Annotated in this window: 21 protein-coding genes; 1 reads left to right on the plus strand and 20 read right to left on the minus strand. The window is 71.1% G+C overall.

Annotated features, from left to right (window positions below):
- Positions 1–61 precede the first annotated feature (61 nt).
- The 13 genes from ABT245_RS03955 to ABT245_RS04015 all read right to left on the minus strand — a co-directional run bounded on the left by ABT245_RS03955 (position 62) and on the right by ABT245_RS04015 (position 10814).
- A complete protein-coding gene (locus ABT245_RS03955; protein ID WP_351728200.1) occupies positions 62–883 on the minus strand; it encodes an SPDY domain-containing protein in 822 nt (273 codons plus the stop codon).
- Positions 874–1230, minus strand: a complete 357-nt coding sequence (locus ABT245_RS03960; protein WP_058082617.1) for a hypothetical protein — start codon at positions 1228–1230, stop codon at positions 874–876. Before ABT245_RS03960 ends, ABT245_RS03955 begins: the two co-directional genes overlap by 10 nt.
- A gap of 29 nt (positions 1231–1259) precedes the next feature.
- Positions 1260–2063, minus strand: a complete 804-nt coding sequence (locus ABT245_RS03965; RefSeq protein ID WP_351728201.1) for an SPDY domain-containing protein — start codon at positions 2061–2063, stop codon at positions 1260–1262.
- Positions 2060–2443 (minus strand): hypothetical protein, encoded by a 384-nt coding sequence (locus ABT245_RS03970; RefSeq protein ID WP_061915785.1) that lies wholly within the window; start codon positions 2441–2443, stop codon positions 2060–2062. Before ABT245_RS03970 ends, ABT245_RS03965 begins: the two co-directional genes overlap by 4 nt.
- 275 nt (positions 2444–2718) lie before the next feature.
- A complete protein-coding gene (locus tag ABT245_RS03975) occupies positions 2719–2922 on the minus strand; it encodes a hypothetical protein (RefSeq protein WP_351728203.1) in 204 nt (67 codons plus the stop codon).
- A complete protein-coding gene (locus tag ABT245_RS03980) occupies positions 2919–3677 on the minus strand; it encodes a hypothetical protein (RefSeq protein WP_351728234.1) in 759 nt (252 codons plus the stop codon). Before ABT245_RS03980 ends, ABT245_RS03975 begins: the two co-directional genes overlap by 4 nt.
- Positions 3678–4416: 739 nt before the next feature.
- On the minus strand, positions 4417–5268 hold the full coding sequence (locus tag ABT245_RS03985) for a relaxase/mobilization nuclease (RefSeq protein ID WP_351728204.1): 852 nt from the start codon (positions 5266–5268) through the stop codon (positions 4417–4419).
- Positions 5265–6053 carry a tetratricopeptide repeat protein gene (locus ABT245_RS03990; protein WP_351728206.1) on the minus strand — a complete coding sequence of 263 codons (789 nt, stop codon included), beginning with the start codon at positions 6051–6053 and terminating at the stop codon, positions 5265–5267. Before ABT245_RS03990 ends, ABT245_RS03985 begins: the two co-directional genes overlap by 4 nt.
- Entirely contained in the window at positions 6050–6475 is a 426-nt protein-coding gene (locus ABT245_RS03995; protein WP_055495473.1) for a hypothetical protein, read from the minus strand. The genes ABT245_RS03990 and ABT245_RS03995 overlap by 4 nt, the downstream gene beginning before the upstream one ends.
- A gap of 99 nt (positions 6476–6574) precedes the next feature.
- Positions 6575–7072, minus strand: coding sequence for a hypothetical protein (locus ABT245_RS04000; protein ID WP_208611265.1), 498 nt, complete (start codon positions 7070–7072; stop codon positions 6575–6577).
- A 953-nt stretch (positions 7073–8025) separates the two neighbouring features.
- Positions 8026–9216 carry a hypothetical protein gene (locus ABT245_RS04005; RefSeq protein ID WP_351728207.1) on the minus strand — a complete coding sequence of 397 codons (1191 nt, stop codon included), beginning with the start codon at positions 9214–9216 and terminating at the stop codon, positions 8026–8028.
- Positions 9213–9671, minus strand: a complete 459-nt coding sequence (locus tag ABT245_RS04010; RefSeq protein WP_351728208.1) for a hypothetical protein — start codon at positions 9669–9671, stop codon at positions 9213–9215. The genes ABT245_RS04005 and ABT245_RS04010 overlap by 4 nt, the downstream gene beginning before the upstream one ends.
- A gap of 36 nt (positions 9672–9707) precedes the next feature.
- Positions 9708–10814, minus strand: a complete 1107-nt coding sequence (locus ABT245_RS04015; RefSeq protein ID WP_351728209.1) for a hypothetical protein — start codon at positions 10812–10814, stop codon at positions 9708–9710.
- Between the two features lie 278 nt (positions 10815–11092).
- Here ABT245_RS04015 and ABT245_RS04020 point away from each other — a divergent pair, with 278 nt between their 5' ends.
- Positions 11093–11452 (plus strand): hypothetical protein, encoded by a 360-nt coding sequence (locus tag ABT245_RS04020; RefSeq protein WP_058082628.1) that lies wholly within the window; start codon positions 11093–11095, stop codon positions 11450–11452.
- A 51-nt stretch (positions 11453–11503) separates the two neighbouring features.
- Here the strand turns inward: ABT245_RS04020 and ABT245_RS04025 are convergent, their stop codons facing one another.
- The 7 genes from ABT245_RS04025 to ABT245_RS04055 form a co-directional block, all read right to left on the minus strand.
- Entirely contained in the window at positions 11504–12253 is a 750-nt protein-coding gene (locus ABT245_RS04025; protein ID WP_079088142.1) for a glycosyltransferase family 2 protein, read from the minus strand.
- A 48-nt stretch (positions 12254–12301) separates the two neighbouring features.
- Positions 12302–12817, minus strand: a complete 516-nt coding sequence (locus tag ABT245_RS04030) for a hypothetical protein (protein ID WP_079088143.1) — start codon at positions 12815–12817, stop codon at positions 12302–12304.
- A 141-nt stretch (positions 12818–12958) separates the two neighbouring features.
- Positions 12959–14026 carry a DUF8094 domain-containing protein gene (locus ABT245_RS04035; RefSeq protein WP_502982065.1) on the minus strand — a complete coding sequence of 356 codons (1068 nt, stop codon included), beginning with the start codon at positions 14024–14026 and terminating at the stop codon, positions 12959–12961.
- A 19-nt stretch (positions 14027–14045) separates the two neighbouring features.
- Positions 14046–14819, minus strand: coding sequence for a hypothetical protein (locus tag ABT245_RS04040; RefSeq protein WP_351728211.1), 774 nt, complete (start codon positions 14817–14819; stop codon positions 14046–14048).
- A gap of 29 nt (positions 14820–14848) precedes the next feature.
- A complete protein-coding gene (locus ABT245_RS04045; RefSeq protein WP_351728212.1) occupies positions 14849–15775 on the minus strand; it encodes a hypothetical protein in 927 nt (308 codons plus the stop codon).
- Positions 15765–16013: a hypothetical protein gene (locus ABT245_RS04050; RefSeq protein ID WP_351728214.1), complete on the minus strand. Its 249-nt coding sequence runs from the start codon at positions 16011–16013 to the stop codon at positions 15765–15767. The genes ABT245_RS04045 and ABT245_RS04050 overlap by 11 nt, the downstream gene beginning before the upstream one ends.
- A gap of 106 nt (positions 16014–16119) precedes the next feature.
- A complete protein-coding gene (locus ABT245_RS04055; RefSeq protein ID WP_079088144.1) occupies positions 16120–16380 on the minus strand; it encodes a hypothetical protein in 261 nt (86 codons plus the stop codon).
- Between the last annotated feature and the right edge of the window lie 426 nt (positions 16381–16806).

Genomic DNA, 16806 nt, shown 5'->3' on the forward strand with positions numbered 1-16806 from the left:
GACGGAGGAGGGCGCGGTGGGCGCGGTGATCGGCGGAAATGGGAAAGGGGTCCCTGTCGGTTCAGCGGCGGGCGGCCGGCTGGGCGGTGTGGGCCTTTGCCGGCGTCGGTGCGGGTTTCGTCTGCTGCCTGCGGGCGGAGCGTGCCCGGGCACGGAGCGACTCGATACGGGCGGTGTGGGCGTCGACCACCTGCTGCGGGCGCAGCGGGCTGGGCTCCTGCACGGCGCTGTAGTGGCCGGTGCGGTCGTACATGCCGCGCTGGAGCGGGCTGCGGTCGGCCAGCGCGGTGAGGAACGATCCGACATGGTGGGCGGGGACGTCCCTGTCGAAGTAGGCGTGCCAGATGCGCGGGCCGGGGAACTGCCCGTCGCCGGGCTCGCAGGTCTCAACGTGCCAGGACGACCGGCCACTGAATTCGCTCAACGGGCGCAGTTCGATGTGGCACATGGAGTCCGGCGAGCGCGCCGTACCGTCCGAGTCGCGGTGCCAGCCCGCCGAGGTCACCGGCTGCCATGGGTCTGGCTGTTGTGGCGGCGGGGCGATGAGGGCATCGGTGAAGCCGGCGAGGACCTCGGCGGGCACGAGTTCACCGAACTCGGCGTACCAGCCGGGCTCGGTGTCGGTGGGCTCGGCCCGCAGCCGCCACCATGCAGAGGTGGCGGACTGCGGGTCGAACTGGAGGCTGTGGCGAAGGTCGGGACTGCGCAGGACGATCTCGGCACTCAAAGGGTCGGAGACGGCGCTCCATCCGGCGGTGGCCAAGCCGTGGGTGACGTGGCGGGCATCCCCGGGGCCGGCGAGATGGCGGGGGCTGGTGTCGAAGGGGATCCGCCAGGCGTGCTTGTCGGCGAACCCGGCGAGCTGCCGTTCGCTCAGCGGCACCGACCGCACCCCGGCTCACTCGCGGCGGCGCTGCCGATCACCTTGCGCAGCTCGTCCAGGACGTAGTGGAGCATGTACTGGTCGGTCTGCACCCACGCCGCGGCACGCAGCTCGGTGACCAGATCACTGATCTTCTCGCTGCGCGGTGTGTTCGGGTGGCTCTGTACGGCGCGGGCGAGGGCGCGCAGGGTGTCACCGAGCTGGATGGGCAGGCCGGTGTATTCGTCGAGGAGGGGCTCGACGAGAGCGAGCGCCTCCTTGGGGTCGGGGTTCTCGCGCAGGTATTCGGTGAGACGGCACAGGGTGTCGGTCGCGGCGCGGATGGTGTCCGGGGTGAGTGCGGGCATCGGGCTCCTCGGGGTGGTGGGTGTCGTGGTCAGCGGCGGGTTCGTGCGCCGTCGGCGGCGGCGTGGGCGCGGGCGGTGGTGCGCGGTCTGGTGCTTCGGGCGCTGTTGCGGGCCCAGGTGGCGGCCCGGGCGGCCGTGATGCGGGCCTGCTGCCAGGCGCTGAGCTGGGAGGGCTCGACGGATACCGACCAGGTGCGGATCTGCGCGCTGTGCGGGACGCGTCCGCGTGGGCGCATCACGGGGTCGGGGCTAGCGAGTTCGGTGGAGAAGGCTTGCACGAGGTGCATCGGGGTGTTCGGCGTGAAGTGGGCCGTCCAGCCGTTGCCCTGCTTGTCCTGCGCTCCGCTCCACCACATCGCCGTGCCGTCGGGGTTCTGGCCGTACTGCATCCACGCGGTGCTGTCGGGGCTGGTCGCCACGTAGTTTTCGCCCTCGAAACGCGTGTGCCAGTTCTGTTCCTGCAGCGGAGCCCAGACGTTGGGGGCGTGTGCGGAGCGGGGACGGGTGAGGGCGTCGGTCAGGCCGGCGACGATCTCCACCGGGGCCTGACGGCCCAGGTGCGCTGACCACTCGCCGCTGGCCCCGTCTGCCCGGCCGTGGATGGTCCAGCCGCCGGGAAGGACGTAAGGGTCGTAGGCGACGCGGACGGTCCGGTCCGGGCTCTCCATGAACAAAGGGCCGCCGGTCTTGGACTTGTCCCGCCAGCCCGAGGCACGCAGGAACTCCGAGACGTGCCGGACGTCGCCGCCGCCTGCCAGGGCACGGGGCTGGACGAGGTAGTGCTGCTCGGCCTGCTCGCCGGGCCCCCAGCCCTGCCACTGCTTCTTCTTCACCGGCGCCGCCGGACCACGAGCGGTGCGGGCACTGGGCGCTTCGCCTCGGTGGTGGCGGGCTGGGTGCTGACGTGCGCCAGGGCGTCCTTGTGTTCGTCCAGGTCGAGGGTGATGTCGTGCAGTTCGTTCGAGGCACGGCCCAGAGCGAGCCACACCTCCGCGGGGAGCGCGCCGCGCTCTGCCTGGTCCTTGGCGAACACGCTTCCGGTGGCGACGAGGTGAGTGACGCCGCCGAGGACTCCGGCGTCCGGGTCGAGAACGCGGGCGATGACCTGCGCGGCCTGGGGCGGGGGAAGCTGCGAGAGGTGGTCGGCGAGCTGGCCGAGCTGGCGGGTGATCTCGTCGGCCAGTCTCACCGGATAGGGGGCGGGGTGGGACATGCTCCTCCGGGGCGGTGAACGGTCAGTGGTGGTGGCGCTGCCCGACGCGCTGTGACTCGGTGAGGACGCCCCCCGGGCGGGCGCCGGTCAGCGGGGAGGTGTGGTCGGGACCGGTCGGTATGCAAGCGCGCAGATAGCGGCGGAACAGGGCTGTGGCGAGCCGGGGCTTGAGCCGGTTGCTGATCGGTGGGGGTGTGCGGGGTGCTACGGGTTTCTCCGGGAGTCGGGCGGTGTGCTGGGCGGCCCCGGCGTGGTGCCGGGGCCGCTCGGGCGTCTTACGGGGTACAGCGGGCCGGTGCGGAGTGCGACGGGGAGCCGTCCGGTGCCGGTTGCTGCGCTGCGGGACGGGCCGCTCTGGTGCGGAGGCCGTGCATGGCCCGCCGGTAGGTGGCTTCGTCGAAGACGCCGGGCGTGCACTTGACGTCATGACCGGTCAGGAGCAGGGAGGGGATGCCCAGGTCGGCCTCCGCCTGGTTCATCGAGTCCTGGCGGTTGGCGTACGGGTGCCGGACGGGGTCGGCGGCATGGATGCCGGGGCTGAGGTAGGCGCGGTTCGTCCGGCGGGGTGCTGGAGGGCGGTACCGATGCCGAGCGCGTCGAGGCGCGGGCCGATCTCGCGCAGGGCGCGGGCCTGGACCTGGGTGTCGTCACCACCCAGGCGGTAGATGCCGCTCTGCGGGTCCTGGATGAAGCCGTGGGCGACGAGGATCGTGCCGGCCCGGTCGTCGGCGGGGGCGGTGGCGACGCTGCCGTCCGGCTGCCAGGTCAGGACGATCCGGTCCGGCTGGGAGGGCTGGATGCCACCCAGGGCGTTGTGCCGGACCTGTGCGAGCGCACGGTCGTAGCGGGCGAGCAGATCGCCAGCGACCTGCTCGGCACTCAGGAACGGGTCGTCTGCCAGGGCGACGCCGTTGGGCTCAGGGACAGCCCGGTACGCCTCGTCGGGCAGGGCGCGCGGGGCGACGGCGGCGAGAAGGAAGCCGTCGCGTCCGTCGTGCCGGTCCAGGAGGACGAGCTGGGCGCCGTCGGGGCGGCTGAGGACGGCTGCCTGCGTCAGCGGGTGCTCGCCGAGGGAGGCGGCGACCAGGTCCAGGTCCCAGATCCGGTCGGCGAGTTCGGCGAGGTCGTCTTTGGCGTCGGCCGTCAGGTGCGTGCTGGTCCAGGTATCGGGGAGTTCACCGGCGAGGACGTCGGCGTACGAGGCGAGGTGCTCGGAGGTGTCGTGGTCGTGCATGGTGTCCTTGGGCAGTTGCAGGGGCTCAGCGGCGCAGGCGGGTGGCACCGACGGGCGGCGGTGCCGGGGCCGGCAGTGCACGCGGCGGGGGTGGGCAGGCGCACACGGCGGAGCGTTCGGGCTCGTGGTCGGGCACCTGCTCGGCGCAGGGGCGGCGGCCGGGTGAGGGGCGTGCCGGTCGGCCAGCCGTTCGCGGGTGTACGCGAGGTCGGAGTGGATGACGCGGACGTATTCGTCGGCGAGGTAGCGCAGGCGCCGGGCGGTGTGCGGATCGGTCGCGTTGCCGAGTCCGTCGAAGAACTCCGCCAGAGCGCCGAGGGTTTCCTCCAACCCGGCGAGGATGCCGTCGTGGGGCGCGGTGAGTTCGGTGAGGATGTCGGCTGCCTCGGCGGTGTCGGTGGCTTCGCGCAGGCGTTCGGCGAGGTGGGAGGCCGAGGTACCGAGCGTGGGATAGCGTGCGGGGCGGGCGTCGGTGTCGAAAGGTTCGTCGCAGTCGACGTGGTACCCGGCAGCCGGCAGGCGCGCTACGGCATCGGTGGCGAGACGGGACTCGTCGTCCTCGGTGAGGCCGGCGGGGGCGCGGTGGTAGGTCTCGTGGAGGCGGACGACCGCGATGAATCCCGCGCGCTGGAGAATGCTGTGTGCGTCCAAGTCGCCGCCGCGCGCGAGGAGTTCGCTGGAGTTCGAGTCGCGGCGGATGTCCATGAAGCGGCCGGTATGGGGCAAGAAGGCGTTGCTCCTACGGAGATCTGTGGGCGGTGTGCCGGGCTACGGGCGGTGCGTCGGCGATCCGGGACCGGCGGACCAGGTGGGCCGCGGTGGTGTCCAGGTCCTGCTGGATCGCGTGGAGCCGGCGGGCGATCAGCTCCAGACCGTGTGCTGCTTCGGTGCTGGCGGCTCCGGGCTGGCGGGCGATGCGGTGAGCGGTGTGCTCGATCAGTCCGCGGACCGTGGCCAGCGGGCCGGCCTGCTCGTCGGCGAGCTGCGTAAGGACGCTCGCGAACTGCGCGGATGCGGTGGGCGCCGTACGGACAGCGGGGCGTGTCGCGGGTCCGGTGCGGGCGGGGATCAAGTTGAGGTCCTGTTCGATGCGGCGTGCCTCGTCCGCAAGGCGCCGCAGTATGTCTGAGGGCGGGGTGCGCCAGGTGCCGTCGAGGTGGATCAGGTTGGCGATCAGGTCCAGGCGCCCGGGCTGTGCCTGGACGGCGATCCACCGCCAGCCGTGCTCCGCGGCGCCGGGTATCTCGATGCCGGCGGCTCGCGCGAACCGGTGAGCGGTTTCGGCCCACTCGGGACCGGTCAGCTCCCGGTCGTCCGGGTGGAGGCGGATGTCGAGATGGAGGATCGCCCGTCGGTCGTCGTCCGCACTGGCAGTGAACGGATGCTCCAGGTAGGGATCTTCGAGGTGCTCGGCCCACTGAGCGGATGTCCAGGTTCTCTGCTCGTCGTTGGGGGTGTAGTAGCCCAGGTCCGGCCAGTGGGCGACGATGGTGTACTTCGTCAGACCCTCGTTCGGGGAAAGGGGCCGCCCGAGTGCCTCGGCGAGCGGGTCGCGCGGCGAGTGGGTCCGTGCGTGCAGGCGGGGGATCATGACGGCACCCCGCTCGACGTGCGGGTGGGCGGCCGGTGCTGATGAAGGTCGCGGGCTGTGCAGAGCAGGGAGCGCTCGCGGACCAGGTCGGCGTGCACCGAGGTGTCCCCCGGAGGGAGACAGTCGATCGCCCTGTCGATGGCGCCCAGCCCTTCGTCGTACCGGCCCAGCCGGCGCAGGGCACCCGCCACGCGGAAGAGGACGATCGGGTCGCTGCCGGTGGCGAGGGCCGGTCGGGAGCTGAGGGCCAGGAGACGCTCCGCGCCCTGGTCCAGGTCCTGGCCGAGCCACAGCCCGTGCAGCAGGACGTGCAGGGTCTTGGTGTGCTGCCCGGCCTCCGCGAGGACCTCGTCCATGACCGCCAGGCCCTCCGGGCGGGACTGGCCCAGCAGCGCGAAGGCGTACAAGGCCCGGGTGTAGCAGTCCAGCGGCTGACGCGCGGTTTCCGCGAGTTGTTCGACGAGGCGTTGGAGGGTGGGGCAGCGGAAGTCGAACCGCAGGGCGCTCAGGTACAGATGAGCCAAGGTGCGGGCGGTGATCGGGTCAAGGCCCATTGCGGTGACGTCCTGCGGGGACAGCAGGGCCAGGACGCTGTGGCCGGCCGACCGTGCCGCCCAGGCAGCATCCGCGCACACCTCGGCCGAAGTTCTCCAGTCGGCCTCGATGTCGCGGAGGTCTTCGGCCAGGTGAAGCGGCCAGGAAGAATCGACCGGAGATGCGGTGGCTCGGGCCCTGGCTCTGTCGAGCGCGGCGGAACGGCCGGGACAGTGCGTGGGGGAAGTCATCGGCCACTCCGGATGTCCGCGATGTGCACGAGCTGGCCCAGGGCGGTGGTGGTGTACCAGCCGCAGTCGATCAGCTCGTCGCGGTCGGCGAACCGCGTAAAGAGGGCATCCTCCATGGCGCGCAGGTAGATCAGGCAGTCCGGGCAGCGGCGCGAGAGGTGCACGAGGTAGCGGGGGTGGGCGGTGACATAGGACTGGGCGCCGCCGGTCGCATCACGCAGCCGCCAGCCGTCCTCGTCGGTCGGGGTGTGCCAGGACGGGGCCACGACGCGCATCGCATCGCCCCACAGTTCTCCGCCGGCCATCCCCTTCAGGACGACGACAGTGTCACCGGCCTGGAAGTGGGCGTGGGTGATGTCTCGATCGGGGGTGAGCGGGTCGGGCGTCGGTGCGAACGCCGAGGTGGGCGGAAGCTGGGACATGAGTTCCTTCCACGCAGATGCTGGCGGGGTGGGAGCATCAATAGTCCGGAGGAACGCCGGTTTGGCTAACCGGCGTTATCCGGCTATGTTGCCCAGCCGTCAGTGGAACGGGTTCTCCGTCCCGCGGTCCGCCTCACTGGCTGCGTCGAGGAGTTCGAGCAGGTCAGTGCCTTCGGCGTCGCGCTGGTCGATCCACCATCCGGCACGGGTGATGGCGCGGGCCTTCTCCTCCAGCTCCGCCCAGTCCGCCTCGTCCCACGTGCCCTCGATGACGAGCGCGGTGTGCGCGGATGTCATCAGCTGGTGGCGGGAGCGTTCGCCCCAGTCCAGGGCCTTGGCCGGGCCCTCCAACTGCGGCATGTCGAACTGCTTCGCCCACGCGAGGGCTGCCTCCTGCTCCTCGGCCCGCTTGGCCGCGAGCCACTCCTCCTTGGACCCGGTGTCGGCGTCGCGCGCCGCCTTCCAGCAGTCGGTGCAGTCCTTCGACGCGAGCCAGCGGGCGAAGCCTGCCCGCTTGTCGGCAGGGCGATTGGACAGGTCATGATCCACGCGGTGGGAGCAGGCGTGCTCCACGGTCCAGTGCGTACGAACAGCCATAATTCGATCTCCTCAAAGGGGTTGCAAGGTGGGGGTTGCGCCCTGATCAGGGCGTCTTATGCCGGCCACGGAGCAGGCACCGGCGCAAGCCGCACCGCGAGTGCCCGCGGGGCCCAGACGTCGGCGCGCGGCGAGAAGGACGGTGAGAGCGAAGGCCGCGCCGGTGCCAGGGAGCGCCGGGTCGGCGAGCGGCTGCTTGGCGAGGTGTCCGGCGAGGGCGGTGCGGCGGGCGGGACGCTTGGCCAGGAGCACGGCCACCAGTGCCTGCAATGAGGCTTCGCGCGTGAAGACCAGGTAAGTGGGAGTCGCTGCAGATCGGCGCTTGGGCTCCCCCGAAGCGGTCACCAACTTGTCTGTGTGTCAGTGGGGTTGGCTACTATGGACGTGGTCGACGAGATCCTTGAAAGGCATGGTGCATCGGTGATGATGGCCAACCGCTACGGCGCTCCATCCGAGGAGCGATAGGCGCGCCTGGCCGGCGCTTCCCTATCGCGACGCCCGCTGGGCGGCGACGCTGTGACGTGAATCCAGCGCAGGATGCACCCTGCCCTGATTCAGGTGACGGCGCTCCGACGGAGTATGGGAGGGCCCTACTTGTCTGCCACCACTTCTACCTGTGACCACCGCGTGTATCACGTTGTCGTCGTTGCGCTGGTATCCGTCATCGCTGGGCTGGTTGCGGGGATCGGCTCCGCTGTTCTGGGGCAGCCTGCCCTCACCGCCGTCGCTTCTGGCGGGGCCGTCCTTGCCTTCACCTACGGCGCCGGCATGACCGCCGTGTCACATGTGAGTAAGCGTCAGTAGTAGCCGCTGCTCCGGGGCGGCTGGCATGGCCGCCCCTAGGCCGCGGGCGCTCAAGACAGCTCACGATCGTGCTCGTATTTTGCGAGGGCAAGGTTGATCGCGTACTGCTCCATGGGCTCGTGTTCGCCAAGTCCAGGTGGGACATGGGCTTAGCGGTGTCGGGCGGTGGTGCTGGCGCGGGGTGGCGGCGTGGGCGGTGTGGTGTCCACGGCGGGGCGCGGACGGGTGCGCAGCACGGGGGTGCGGTGCGGGGGCAGGACGGCGACGGTCGCGCCGAGGTCCTCGGCCGCCTCTTCGACTTCGCGGGTGAGGAACTCGATCTGCCGGCTCAGCGCTGCCAGGCGGGCGGCGATCTGGCGGCACTGTACGGTCTCCAGGGCGCTGGCGAACTGGCCGCTGGTCTCCAGGAGTTCCTGCAGGCGGACCATCGGGCCGGCGTCATAGCCGCGCTGGACAGCGCTGAGAAGCGCATTGGAGGCGTCACCGGCACTGTGGCCTTCGACGACATCGCGGATGAGGTCCTGCAGGGACACCTCCGGGACCGGTGCCGGGCGGTTGAACCGGGAGACGTCCGCGCGCAGCACGCCGGGCGGAACCGGAGCGGGCAGCACCTTGCCCGCCTCGTACTCGTGGGCGTAGTGCCCGACAACCTGCCAGCCCGGTGCGTCCGGGTCGCCGCGCAGCGCGACCACCGTCGAGTCGTCATCCTCGACCAAATAGGCGAGGGTGATCGGCTGCCCGTCGGCGGCGTACCACGACTCGGTCAGCTCCAGCTCGCCGCGCCTTTGCGCGGCCTGGGCCTTCTTGGTCCACATTTGCTGTTCCTCGTCGGTCAGCGGAGCTTTGTGGTGCTGGCCGCCCTGCTGGTCGGCGAGGTTGCTGGCGATGGAGCCGTGGTCCGCCCAGGCGGCCAGGTGCGGCCACAGGGCCGCGTGCTGAGCGCGCGCGGCCGGGGAACCGGGGGCGGCTGGCCGGTCGAGCGCCCGGCGGATCTCGGCGGCCGAAACGGCCAGGCCGTCCAGGACGGCCCGCCACCCGGCCAGGTGCCGAGCGGGTGGCAGCTCATCGAGCACCAGGCGGGCGGCATCGAGGAGAGCCTCGGCGTGCGGGGCGAGGTGGGCGGCGTACGCCTCCACCGCGGCCTTGTCGCGGTGGGCTCGTGCGGCAGCCGCGGCACCCGCGTTAACGGTACGACCGTAGCGGTCGCGTGTCCTATCGAGCGCGGCCTCGGTCGCGCGGTCGATGACCGCCAGCCGCAAACGGAAGTCGCATGCCGCGTTGGCCAGTTCGGGAGCGGTCGGCAAGGGGCCGTCGGGGGCCGGACTGCTCGCGGGAGTCATCGGGACCGCCCGCCGGTCACGGCCGTCAGGTGGACGGTCGGAGCGTAGGTGGGCTTCGGCGGGATCGGCCGGGCCGCTGGCGGGGAGGTGGTGGGCGGTGTAGAGCGCTGCGTCGTCCGGCCGGCGGCGGCCTGGGCGAGACGGCTGCGGCGCTCCTCGAGTCCGTGGGGCCGGGCGGAGTGTGCCGGTCCGGCCGAGAGGGACGGGTCAAGCCGGATGTCGGCCTGCACGGTGTAGCCCTGGCGGCGCAGGTCGTGGACGGCTTGGCGGGTGCGGCGGACTCCGTCGCGCTCGGGCTCGCTGAGCCGGTACAGGCCGGGTTCTCCGGGAACGGGCTCGAACTGCTCGCGCTCCAGGTACCAGTGGGCGAGGTGCGCGGGCATAGAGGCGGTGAAGGAGGCCACGAAGCCGTGTTCCTCGTGGTCGCCGAAGGCGAAGTGGGTGCCGGGTTGCAAGGGGGCGGTGTTCTCCTCGGGGCGGGGGCGGAAAGGTCAGGGGCCGCGGTGCGCGGGCCGGGCCGCGGTGAGGGGGCGGGCCGGCGCGGCGACGGGCAGAGCCGGGCGGCGGTGGGGTGCGCTGATGCGGGTCTGCCGCAAGAACGTTTCGCCGTCAGTGAGCCAGGTCTCGATGGCCGGCCACGCGCGTGCTCGGCGCTCCTGCTCCGGCACGAAACCGCCGTGGACGATCTCGTCGACCAGGGTCTCGGCATCGATCACGGCGTCGGCCAGACGGGAGAGGGCCGCGGCGTCGTCGGGCCACGGGCTGCTCGCGGGTCGGCACCGGTCCAGCAGCGCCGGGGCGTGGTCGACGACGGTCAGGAAACGGCGCCAGGCGTGGTCGAGGAACAACTCCGTCGCGGCGCCGAGAGCGGCGGCGCTCAGCGGGGTGGCGTCGCTGTAGCGGCCGGAGGCGTTCATGGCCTGCCAGGTGTCGTGCTCGCAGCGGATGTCCCCGAGCACGGCGGCGATGGCCGCCGTCTGGCGGGCGTGGACGGCCTGCTCGTAGGCGGGGAGGTACCGGCCGGTGAGGGCCTGGGCAGCCCGTCCGGCAAACGGCGGCAAGACGATGCTGCGCGGGGCGTGGGGATCGCCGTAGCCCCCTTCCAGCCCCTCGGGCGAGAAGGCCCCTACCAGGTAGTCGAGTTGACGGCCGGGGCGTTCGATGAACAGCAGCGTGGTGCCCTGCACCGCGTCGGTGAGGAGCGCGGCGTAGGGGATTCGCTCGCTCTGGACGGCGCGGCCGAGTTCGCCGCTGTCCCAGATCCAGGGGACGAGGTCTTCCTGCCAGGCGGGGTGCGAGTAGATCTCGACCGAGGCGCGCCACTGGCCGGGCAGGAGGCGCGTGAGGTCGCGGGCGGCGTCGCCGATGAACCGGCGGCTGCTCGTGTGCACGCTGGTGTGGTGCCGCTTCGCGCACCTGATCAGGTCGACCACGGTGGTCTTGGTGCCGTCCGCGGGCAGGTGCCAGACGCCGTCGTCGGCCCGCTGGAAGCCGTTCTCCGCGAGGGCGGTGTGCGCCCAGGGGTACTGCTCGCCCGAGGCGATGGCGACGATCCCGGACTCCCGGCTGTGCGTCAGGATGATCTGCGCCTCAGCCATGGACCAGGTCTGTAGGGAGCGCGACTTCGTGAGCACGGGCTCCCGCGGAAACATCGAAATCCGCACGCAGTGAGCAGTGGCGCTGTAGGTGGAGATTGAGCAATCGGTGGTTCTCCTAGCTCGGATAGGTAACGGCGAGTGAGGTACTAATGGCCGCGGTGAACGTTGGTTTCGGTAACCAGGGTCGGCCTTTACGCTGGTGGACCAGGTCGCCCTCGGCCCAGCAGGTCGGCGCGGCGGCTAGAGTCCAAACTCCCTTGCGAGGCAGGAGATTGGCTATGAGCGACCTGGCGATGGTGGCCGTCGTTAGCGCGTACAACCTGCGCTTCATCCGGTACTGGGACGCCGAGAGCCGGATTGTCGGGGATGCGGGGCCGAAGGTGACTCGACCCCTGCCCGGTGTTCCCGGCCTGCACATGTTCTATGACCAGTCGGACGTGGATGCTCCACACCAAGATCTCAATGAGGTGGGTCGTCGGGTCGTCGAAGCTTTCGGTCATCCGCGCCAGGACGAGATGCGTGGGCAACTCTGCATCTATCTCGCTGACGCAGAGGGTGCCCCGGTGGACATGCCGCCCTGGTTGCGCGACCGCATCCAGGAGGAGGTCGGCCGCGCCCGCGCTGACACCCGGGCTTGAGAAAGTGACAACTACTGAACGTTGCCAATGCTCATGATCACGCGGAAATGCTCACGAATTCGCGGATCCTAGAAGGTCCTCGCCGTGCAGGACGGAGCGCAGGCTGCGGCCGTACGCCCAGGCGTGCTCGCGGGCCGCCACCTCCAGCTGGTCGTATCCGACCTGGGCTGTCATCTGCCCGTTCCACTTGCGGTACCTGTACACGGGCACTGGCAGCAGGATCCCGCGCGCGAGCGCGGTGACGCCGAGGGCTGCGCAGTAGTCCTCGCCCTGGACGAGGCCGCCCATCGGCGCGGCGCGCACGAGGTCGGTGCGGGCGAGGATCGTGGTCGGCCCGATGGGGATGGTGTCCGCCGGCGACTTCCAGTACGTCCACACGTCGCCGGCCTCGTGCCGGCCGGGCGGCGTTGGACAGCGCCACAGGGTGGTCGAGCCGTCGGGGTAGTGGTCCTCGCTCCAGCCCGCACACCAGCCGACCCCGGTCGACTCCAGGGTGTTCAGCCGTACGGCCATCGCATCGTCGGTGAACTCGTCATCGTCATCCGCCCAGTTGGTGTACGGGGTGCGTACGTGGTTCAGGGCCAGGTTGCGGGCGCAGGCGGCGCCGACCGGCCGGGGCAGCGACAGGGTGCGAACGCGGGCATCCTGTGCGAGCGGGGCCGGCAGGCGGTCGGGCGAGGCACCGTCGAGTGCGATCACGGCCTCCCACGGCACGGACTGCCGGGTCAGGCTCGCGTGCATGGCGGTCAGGTAGTCGAGCCGGTCTTCGCGCAGGCGGCTGGCGATGACGACGGTGATCAGGGGCGTGGTGTGCGGGGGCAGGGAAGGCTCCGGGAAGACGAGGGAAAGCTAGCGGCGGGCGGTGGGGCGAGAGGGGCTGGCCTTCGCCGGGGCTGCGGCAGGAGCGCTCGGAGTCGGCGTGCTGCGCGATGCCCGGATAGCGGGCGGGGAGTCGAGGGAGGACCAGGCCGCCGGGTGGTCGTTGAAGGCGGTGCGCGGGTCGATGGACCAGCTCACGATGGGGCCGATGTCCTCGTGCAGGAGGCTGATCACCTCGACGCCCTCCTTGTGCAGGACGTACCCCCACTGCATGTCCTGGTCGTCGGCGGTCTCGTCGGTGACCGACATGCGTACCGGCGGCGAGCCGTCCGGGGTGACCAGGTGGTCGAGGGTTCGGCTGGGCCAGTGCTCGCCGCCGGTCAGCGCGGTCACTAGTGCGGGCGGGGCATCGTCGAGGAGATCGGTGCCGAGTTCGTCCCAGCCGACGGCGACGTCGTCGATGAGGTGCCGGCACATGGCCTCGATGTCGCGTCCGAACTTGTACTGGTAGGCGGCCAGGAGGAGGGGGAGGTGGTGGCTGGGCACGCCGTCGAGCTGGACGTGGATGCCGGTGTAGCCCGTGCCGACGGTGGGGCGGGCGATGAAGGAGCGAGTGGACAGGGAGCTCTCCGCAGCAAGCAGGGGGCGGGAAATGTTCGGCGGCCATCAGGTAGCGCGCGGGTGCGTCTATACGCGGTCTGACCAGGACGAGACCGGCGGGCCGGAGGCATCGGTGCGGGCACACGTGTAGCCGATCAGCCGGGACGGGGCGGCCTTCGCGGGGACAGCGGCGGCGTCGTTGCACACGAACGTGTACCTGATGGAGGTGCGGGACATGTCGTGGAGCCAGGCCCGGTCCTCCTTGCCCGGGTTGATCTGCAGGCCGGAGTGCGCGACGGCGTCGGTCTGCGTGTGCATGTGGGAGAAGAGAACCAGCGCGCCGCCGTCGGCGGTCTTGAGAGCGTAGGCGTCCGTGTAGCGGTTGGCGGCGCCGGCGAAGACGGTGGTGACCTGGTCCCCGAAACGGGTGCCGGTCTTGTCGTGGACCTCGATCTGCCGCTTGCTCGCCGTGGTCGGCGTGAAGACCTTCGTCCCGGTGTGCGTGCCGCCGGTGGCGAAGTTGTCGAGCACCGCGGCACGCAAAACGCCGACGTCGGCGGCGAGGTGCTTGTTGCCGTCGGCGGCGACGGCCGTTGCGTACCCGTCGTGGTCGAGTGCGATGTCCGGCAGTTTCGGGCTGTCGAGGTCGACGACGGAGACCAGCTCCCAGCGCTTGTGCTGGGGTCGTTCCGCGAACACCGCCAGACGCGAGGGGGCCTTTTCCTTGTCGTCCGAGAGCGCGGCGGCGAACCAGTGGTCCTGTCCAGCGGCCAGGCGCGGGATGTACAGCTTGGCGCTGGCGGTGTCGTAGGACCACGGCTTGTAGGGCGTGCGGTCGGCCGCGGGAAGTCCCTCGGTCTCGGTGTAGTCCGAGACGGACATGGCGTACAGCGGGCCGTCCTCGACGGTGTCGAGCTGGGCGCGGTTGCGGTCGGCGTTGGCCTCGTTGTTGATCTTTGAGTAGTGGGTGATGACGTCGCGGGCCTGGGCGGCGCTGAGGGCAGGTGCCGGCTTCGGCGCGCTGCCGGCGTTGGGCGGCTGCTTGGCGGCAGCGGTGCCGTCGTCGGCACAGCCGGTGAGGGCCAGGGCGAGGCAGGCGGCGCCGGCGAACAGCGGCAGGGTGCGGCGGGTGATGCGGATGGAGACTCCAAGGATTTGAGGGGCGGCGGGCGGGTCAGCGCGTACGGCGGATCGGGGACGCGGCCTTCGCTGAGGCCGGCGGAAGGGCGGCGCTGGTGGTGGGCGCCGAGTGGCGCAGGTTCACGCCGATGCCCTTGGCCGTGAGTTGCTGGACCACGGCGTGGACGCGAAGGGCGCGACCGGTGTCCCCGTAGGCGGTGGGCAGGAGGAACGCTGCTTGGTGCGGGTGGTACTGGAAGCCGTGGGTGTACAGGGTCACGCGGGCATCCACCGGCACGCTCTCGTACGGTGCGCCGAGGGCGCCGTCGCTGTAGAGGGTCAGCGTGAGGATCTGGTCGACCTGTGGCGGTTGGGGCCGGTGCGGTGGCTGGGGCTGGTGCGCCGCGTTGTTGAGGACGGCCTGCAGGGCTTCTCCGTAGCGGGGCAGCAGCCGCCGGGCGACTCGTGCTGCCGCGCGCGCGGGGTCCTTGGGAACGGCGATGCCGTTGGGTTCCTCGACTCCGGCGAAGTGGTGGGGCTTGATGTGCGTGCTGTCGGGTGTGAGCGGGGCGACGACGAACTGGTGCAGATAGCGGGGGCGGTCGGCCACGTACAGCCTCTGGTCGGCCGGCCCGTGGAGCACGGCGTCGTGGGTGAGGACGTACTGGCTGACGGCGTAGTCGACGTGGCCGGTGTCCCAGAGCTGTTCGGTGCGGGGGAACTGGTCGGCGTACTGCGAGTGGCGCTGGTACTGGCTGGTCCAGGTGCCGGGCAGGCGCGCGGCAAGGCCGGCGGCGAAGGCGGCCAGGTCGGTGCGGGGTGAGGTCATGTGTTCCTGGAGGGAAGCGATGGTCCGGGTCAGCGCGCGTTCCGCGGCTGCGCCGGCGGGAGCACTCGCGGGGGAAGGGACGGTGTACGGGCCGGGCTGGAGGGCAGTCGCGGCGCCGACGCGAGCGGGGTGAGGGCCCGCATCCGGTCCTCGGCTACGTGCAGGACCTCTGCGAGGTTGCGGATCTCGGCGGCGGCGTCGGCGAGGTCGTAGGACAGGTCGAAGCCGTCGTCCTCCTCCGCTTCCTTGGCCTTCTCCCCGGCTGCTTCGAAGAACTCGCCGAGTTGCGCCAGCAGGCCGTCGGTGGGCTCCAGGATCTGGTGCAGCAGGGCAGCGGCATCCGCATGCGACTCGGCTCCATTGAGCCGGTCGGTCAGAGCGCGCAGCGCGTCGCCGTAGACGTAGATGGGAGCGTCGTCGGGTGTGCCGGGGACGCCCTGGGCCTGGGGCGGAGGCGTCGGCTGGGCTGAGTGCACGTGTGGGCTTTCGCCGGGCAAGACGGGGTGCGGCAGCAGTCCGAGCTGGGTCAGGCGGTGGTTGATCGTCTCGATCAGGGGCTGGGCGCTGCCGCCGTGGCGGGCTTCGGGCCGCTGGGGAGCACCGGGGTCGTCGGAGGGGGCCGAGTCGTAGAGGACCTCGAACAGTGACGGGTCGTCGGGGTGCTCACGCGTCGCGATCCAGCCCTCGGGGTCTCCGGGCGGGCGCTCGGAGGACGGCTCCTGCGGCGGACCGATGATCAGGTAACTGTCGTCGGGGAGCGAGACGCGCACGATGTAGGCGCTGAGGCCGAACTCGATGTCGCACTGCAGGCCGCGCGCCCGCAGCGGCGTGGTGATGTGCGCGTGGCGACGCCACAGCTCCTGCCACCACGGGGTGTCCACGTTGCGGTGGTCGGGAAGCGGTGCGAGCGAGGCGACGCGGCGGGAGTCTGGGGTGCTCGCTTCGTCAGCGGCCACGGTTCCTCCCGCGGGAGGAGGCGGGAGATCGGTGCGGTGGAGGCGTCCGTCCAGTGGGGGTGACTCCCGGCTGCGACTCCTGACTGAAGCCGAGTTCGTACTCGTCGTGGGTGGCGATCAGGTCGTGTTCCATCTGGGCTTCCTGGTCGGCGACCTGTGCCATGAGGTCGTCGAGTTCGGCTCGGCGTTGTTGGTATTCGGCCCATTCGGTGGGGTTCAGGTGAGGGGGACGTTTCAAGAGGACTCCGTGTGCAGGCGGTGGCGGTGCCGTGTCGATCAACAGTGGTGGTCCCTCGGGATCGCGTTTGCGAGAGTCGGGCGGGACTGGAATCGCAGAAAGAGAGCTATCGGCGGGGCGCGGTGCCGGGGGACGGAGGAGCGGGTGGGACACCTGCGCTGGCCCCAGGCTGGCCGCCGGTCGGTGTCGCGGGGGTGGGGGCCGGGTCGTAGGCGGCGCGCAGCCTGCTCAGGCTGGCCTCGTCGGCGAGGGCCAGGACCGACAGCGCCCGGCTGGCCGCCGTCATCAGCAGGTTTGAGGGAGATCCCTTGGCCGCACCGCGGTTTTCCCGCCGCCACCGGGCGGCGGCGACGAGGTAGTCGCTCACGGCGCGCAGTGCAGGTTCGGCGGCGTCCAGGACGTGGTCGGTGACTGCTTCGATCTCTGCCGGAGTCTGAGCCGCGGCGAGGGCGTCCAGGTAGGGGGTGAGGTCGGGTGCGGGCCAGGGCTGGTCCGGCAGCGGATGCGCGTCGCGGAAGGGCTGCGCGTCGCGTCGCGCCCACCGCTTCAGGTCGCTGCGGGTGGCGAGGTTGTACCGGGCGGCGTGGATCGGGTCGGCGTCGCGGCCGACGTTGTCGTACAGGTCGAAGTCCGGGTCACGCGGGGAGATACGAGAGTCCTTCGATGGGGTGTTGTCAGGATTCGTGAACTAGACGCTTTTTGTCTCTATGACCGTGGGTTCCTGGGGGCTCTCGGGGCTTGTTTGACCTGGCAGGGCAGGCCACGGGGGGTTCACCCCTTGGGGTGAGAAATT

It is taken from the genome of Streptomyces sp. NPDC001508, from assembly GCF_040298665.1.
Taxonomy (GTDB): domain Bacteria; phylum Actinomycetota; class Actinomycetes; order Streptomycetales; family Streptomycetaceae; genus Streptomyces.